The sequence below is a fragment of the Azohydromonas sediminis genome (assembly GCF_003574675.1).
Lineage (GTDB): Bacteria > Pseudomonadota > Gammaproteobacteria > Burkholderiales > Burkholderiaceae_C > Calidifontimicrobium > Calidifontimicrobium sediminis.
This window is the reverse complement of sequence record NZ_QOAZ01000066.1, coordinates 1-4,276: the sequence shown is the minus strand read 5'-3', so window position 1 is coordinate 4,276 and position 4,276 is coordinate 1. Positions and strand designations below refer to the sequence as shown.

The 4,276-nt window shown below is 62.6% G+C and carries 7 protein-coding genes; all 7 read right to left on the bottom strand.

Annotated features, from left to right (window positions below; genetic code table 11):
* Positions 1-279: 279 nt before the first annotated feature.
* The gene (locus DRV96_RS18880; protein WP_419187068.1) at positions 280-435 is read right to left on the bottom strand and encodes a twin-arginine translocation signal domain-containing protein; all 156 of its coding nucleotides are present in this window, start codon (positions 433-435) and stop codon (positions 280-282) included.
* A gap of 63 nt (positions 436-498) precedes the next feature.
* Positions 499-1,008: a hypothetical protein gene (locus DRV96_RS17490; RefSeq protein WP_119293528.1), complete on the bottom strand. Its 510-nt coding sequence runs from the start codon at positions 1,006-1,008 to the stop codon at positions 499-501.
* Positions 1,009-1,112: 104 nt separating this feature from the next.
* Positions 1,113-1,499: a c-type cytochrome gene (locus tag DRV96_RS17485; RefSeq protein WP_119293526.1), complete on the bottom strand. Its 387-nt coding sequence runs from the start codon at positions 1,497-1,499 to the stop codon at positions 1,113-1,115.
* A 116-nt stretch (positions 1,500-1,615) separates the two neighbouring features.
* A complete protein-coding gene (locus tag DRV96_RS17480) occupies positions 1,616-1,954 on the bottom strand; it encodes a copper-binding protein (protein WP_119293532.1) in 339 nt (112 codons plus the stop codon).
* A gap of 41 nt (positions 1,955-1,995) precedes the next feature.
* A complete protein-coding gene (locus tag DRV96_RS17475; protein WP_119293524.1) occupies positions 1,996-2,490 on the bottom strand; it encodes a cupredoxin domain-containing protein in 495 nt (164 codons plus the stop codon).
* Positions 2,491-2,560: 70 nt separating this feature from the next.
* Positions 2,561-3,955, bottom strand: a complete 1,395-nt coding sequence (locus DRV96_RS17470) for a multicopper oxidase family protein (protein ID WP_119293522.1) — start codon at positions 3,953-3,955, stop codon at positions 2,561-2,563.
* A gap of 64 nt (positions 3,956-4,019) precedes the next feature.
* On the bottom strand, positions 4,020-4,276 hold a 257-nt coding region (locus DRV96_RS17465), incomplete at its 5' end, for an IS3 family transposase (protein ID WP_162911129.1).

The window sequence follows — 4,276 nt, the reverse complement described above, 5'->3', positions numbered from 1 at the left end:
GCTGTACCTGCAGGCTCGCGAGCGCCACCCGCGCCGCTGGTCGGGCGACACGCGCAACTGGACGCCCATCGCTGCGGTGACTCTGAACCCTGAACGCGACGCCGTCGTCAAGACACGCTCAGGGTGCGTCGATACGCAGCCACTGGCTGCATGAACGAGGCGACAACTACCTTGACGCGCGCCGCCTGGCAACACTTCGATCTCGCTGCGGACCACATGGACTTCCTTGAAGTCCGTTGCGGGCAGCACCCCGAAGAGGCCACTGGTGCCCGGCAGGCGCTAGGGGTTGGAGAAGCCCGTCGCCTGCGCTTCAAGGCGAGGGACCGCGTCGGTGGACAGGCCTGACGGCGTGGCTGAGGCGGCCCAGGCGCCCGGGCAGGCTGCTGCTGCCCCCAGCGCGCCCATGCCGCCCAGAAACTGCCGCCGTGAAAACATCGACATCACACAATCTCCTGAACTGGATACGAAAACAGGAACAGCGCCAGAACGTCGGCGCGGTCACTGAGCGCCGGGTTTGGCGGGCGATGGCGGCATGAGCTGCATCATCATTTCCATCATGTTCTGCATCATGTCCATGCGCATCTCCATCATTTGAAGACGCTGTGTCAGGTCCGGCGTGGCCGCGCCCGGGGCACCCATCCCCTGCATCCCCGGCATGCCAGCCATACCGCCCATGGGCTTCATGGCTTTCATCATGTCCATGCCCTCTTGCATGGCCTTCATGTGCTCGGCCATCAGCGCCTCGCGTTCGGCCGGTGTCTTGGCGGCCGCCATCCTGGTGCGCAGCGCCTGCATCGTGGTCATGTGCTGCTGCATGTGCTGCTGCATCTGTGGCATTGACGACATGCCCATGGGCATGCCTGCCTGGGGTGTGGCTGGCTGGGTTGCGGTGCTGGTCGCCGAGGTGGACGGGTGGTGCTGGGTGTGGTCGGTGGTTTGCTGCGCCGCCGCGGAGACCGCCGCACCAGCGACGGCCACGGCAAGAAGGCTTCGGATCAAGGTGGACATGTCGATTTCCTTTCGTGACAGAACGCATGGCGAAATGCCATGGGGTCACTCTAGTAATCGACCCAGGTCGGCAAGATGACCCGGAGATGACAAAAAAGTCAGGTTCAGCGCGGCGACTGCTGCTGAGCCTGCCGGTTGATGTCGTCGTGGTGGCGTCGTATCTCTGGCGCCCATTGCGACTTGATCCAGGACAGCACGGCCACAATGTCGGCATCGCTGAGCGAATCGCCAAAGGCGGGCATGTTGGTGGCGTAGTCGGGCATGCCGACGGCCTTCGCCACCCCTTCCTTGGTGATGCGAATCAGCACATCGTCCGGGTGGTGCCACGTGTGGCCGCTTGCATCGTGGGGAGGTGCAGGCAATCGCCCATCGGCGCCTCTTTCGCGCCAGTTGGCTTGCCCCTCCAGATGGACGCCGTGGCAACTCGCGCAGCGGGCCTGATAAATCAGCGCCCCCTGTTTGAGCATCGCGGCGTCATCCACGCGAAGCATCCCGACAGGAACTGGCTGGAAGCGGTCCGCAGATCGCCACCATAGAAAGGCTGCGATCGTCCCGGCGAGTGCCAGGACGACCGCAGTTGAACGGAGGAAACCTGCGCGCTGAAGAATCACTTCGCTGGCTGGATGTCGGTCACCGTCATCTGACCGTTCTCGTTCGTTACCATGAACTGGATCTTGGCGCCGACGCTGGTCTTGTCCAGCAAGGCCTTGTCCTTGACCACGAAGACCATGGTCATGCCGGGCATGTCCATGTGCTTGATGTCACCGTGCTTGATGGTGATCTTGCCGGCGTCCTTGTCGATCTTGCGGACCTCGCCGTCGGTCATGCCGGGCATGGCCGCCATGCCCATTTTTCCGTGGTCCATGTTCATCTGGGCGAACACCGGGTTGACGGCAAAGGCCGTGAAGGCCAGTGCGCCGGCACCCAAAATCACTCGCAGCTTCATCGTGAATTCCTTTCGTTGAGTGAAGATAACCATAAGAAGGCTCACTTGGCCGCCACCTTGACCTGCCCCTTCATGCCAGCGTCGAAATGACCCACGTGCAGGCACGCGAAATCCACGGTACCGGCCTTGGTGAACTGCCAGATCACCTCGCCCTGCTTGCCAGGCGCGAGCGAGATCTTGTTGGGCTCGTCGTGCTCCATGTCGGGGAATTTCTTCATCACCTCGTAGTGCTCCGCCAACTCCTTGGGCGTACCCAGGCTGAACTCGTGTTTGACGCTGTCGGTGTTCTTCAGGACGAAGCGGACGGTTTCACCCCGCTTGACCTGGATATTCGACGGCTTGAAGCGCATGCCGTTGCTCATCTCGACCTGGATCGTGCGCGTGACCTTGGCGGCAACACCCGGTTTGCCGATGGGTGACTCTTCGTGATGGCCGCCGCCATGGGTGCCACCAGCGAAAGCAGCCGATGCGGCCAAGCTGGCCGCCGCGAAAACAAAGCCGGCGCAGGAAGCGACGTTGAACTTGAGGGATATCATGGTTGTCCTTGGGGTTTTGGTTGGGGAAACGGTTGAGAAAAAACGGTGTTGAAGCGTGCAATGGCCTATTTCAGTGGGACATACCTTTGGCGGTGGGTTTGATCGCGGTGGCGGCGGCCGGGGTCGTGTCGCTGCCGGCCGCTGGGCGCGGCGTTGGCGGGAGCGTGCCGTTCCATTCGTAGGCCACGGTGCCTTCAGGGAACTTGTACGGACCCGGGTCCTTGTAGTCGCCTGGTTTCTGGTCCTTGCGGACCTTGAAGACCGTGAACATGCCGCCCATTTCCAGCGGGCCGAACTGGCCGGTGCCGGTCATCATGGGCGCCGTGTTGTCGGGAATCGGCATCTGCATCTCGCCCATGTCGGCCATGCCGCGTTCGCCCATGAGCATGTAATCGGGCGCGACCTTCTGGATCCTCTTGACCAGGCCTCGGTGGTCCACACCGATCATGGTCGGCACATCGTGGCCCATCGCGTTCATGGTGTGGTGGCTTTTGTGACAGTGCAGGGCCCAGTCGCCTTCTTCGTCGGCGATCAGCTCGATCTGGCGCATCTGCCCTACGGCCACATCGACGGTGACCTCATACCAGCGGCTGCTCGGTGGGGTCGGTCCGCCGTCCGTACCCGTGACCAGAAACTCGTGGCCGTGCAGGTGGATCGGGTGGTTGGTCATGGTGAGGTTGCCCACCCGAATGCGCACGCGGTCGTTCAGGCGCACGTTGAGCGTGTCGATGCCCGGGAACACCCGGCTGTTCCAGCACCAGATGTTGAAGTCCAACATGGTGTTGACCTTGGGCGTCTTGCTGCCGGGCTCCACATCGAAGGCGTTGAGCAGGAAGCAGAAGTCGCGGTCCACATCACTGATGTGCGGATGCTTGTTTTTGGGATGGGTCACCCACATGCCCATCATGCCCATGGCCATCTGCACCATCTCGTCCGCATGCGGGTGGTACATGAAGGTGCCAGGGCGTCGCGCCTCGAACTCGTAGACGAAGGTCTTGCCGGGCGGGATGTGTGGCTGGTTGAGGCCCCCCACACCGTCCATGCCGCTGGGCAGGCGCTGACCGTGCCAGTGAATGGTGGTGTGCTCGGGCAGCTTGTTGGTCACGAAGATGCGCACCCGATCGCCCTCAACCACCTCGATGGTCGGGCCCGGGCTCTGGCCGTTGTAGCCCCACATGTTGACCTTGAAGCCCGGCGAGACCTCGCGCACCACCGGTTCGGCCACCAGGTGGAATTCCTTGACGCCGTTGTTCATGCGCCAGGGCAAGGTCCAGCCGTTGAGTGTGACCACCGGGTTGTAGGGCCGACCGGTCGTCGGGATCAACGGTGGAGCCGTCTCTACCGAAGTCTGGATGACGGGCTCGGGCAAACCAGCCAAAGCGGAACGGGCCACGGCCAGGCCGGCCACCGAAGCGGCGGCACCGGCAAAAAACTGTCTTCTGGAGTTGGGGGTGGTGTGGGTCATGTGTTCGGTTCCTTCATCATGTGTTTGAGGTGCCCGTCGAATTTCGTCTTCCAAGGGGCCGCTCTCATCCCGCCTTGGATTGCTGAGCAGCATGCTTGCGGATCCAGTTCTCGAGGAACCGAACCGGCGAGCTGTAGCCCAAGGTGGAGTGGCGGCGACTGCGGTTGTAGAACACCTCGATGTACTCGAACAGGTCGGCCATCGCGTCGGCTCGCGTCGCGTAGGTGGTTCCGTGCACCCGCTCGTTCTTCAGGCTGTTGAAGAAGCTCTCGGTGGGTGCGTTGTCCCAGCAATCGCCCTTGCGGCTCATCGAGGCGGTCA

Excerpts from the sequence above, each read along its gene's own strand:
- DRV96_RS17475 (WP_119293524.1), bottom strand. The coding sequence starts at position 2,490 with ATGATATCCCTCAAGTTCAACGTCGCTTCCTGCGCCGGCTTTGTTTTC.
- DRV96_RS17490 (WP_119293528.1), bottom strand. The coding sequence starts at position 1,008 with ATGTCCACCTTGATCCGAAGCCTTCTTGCCGTGGCCGTCGCTGGTGCG.
- DRV96_RS18880 (WP_419187068.1), bottom strand. The coding sequence starts at position 435 with ATGTTTTCACGGCGGCAGTTTCTGGGCGGCATGGGCGCGCTGGGGGCA.
- DRV96_RS17470 (WP_119293522.1), bottom strand. The coding sequence starts at position 3,955 with ATGACCCACACCACCCCCAACTCCAGAAGACAGTTTTTTGCCGGTGCC.
- DRV96_RS17480 (WP_119293532.1), bottom strand. The coding sequence starts at position 1,954 with ATGAAGCTGCGAGTGATTTTGGGTGCCGGCGCACTGGCCTTCACGGCC.
- DRV96_RS17485 (WP_119293526.1), bottom strand. The coding sequence starts at position 1,499 with ATGCTTCGCGTGGATGACGCCGCGATGCTCAAACAGGGGGCGCTGATT.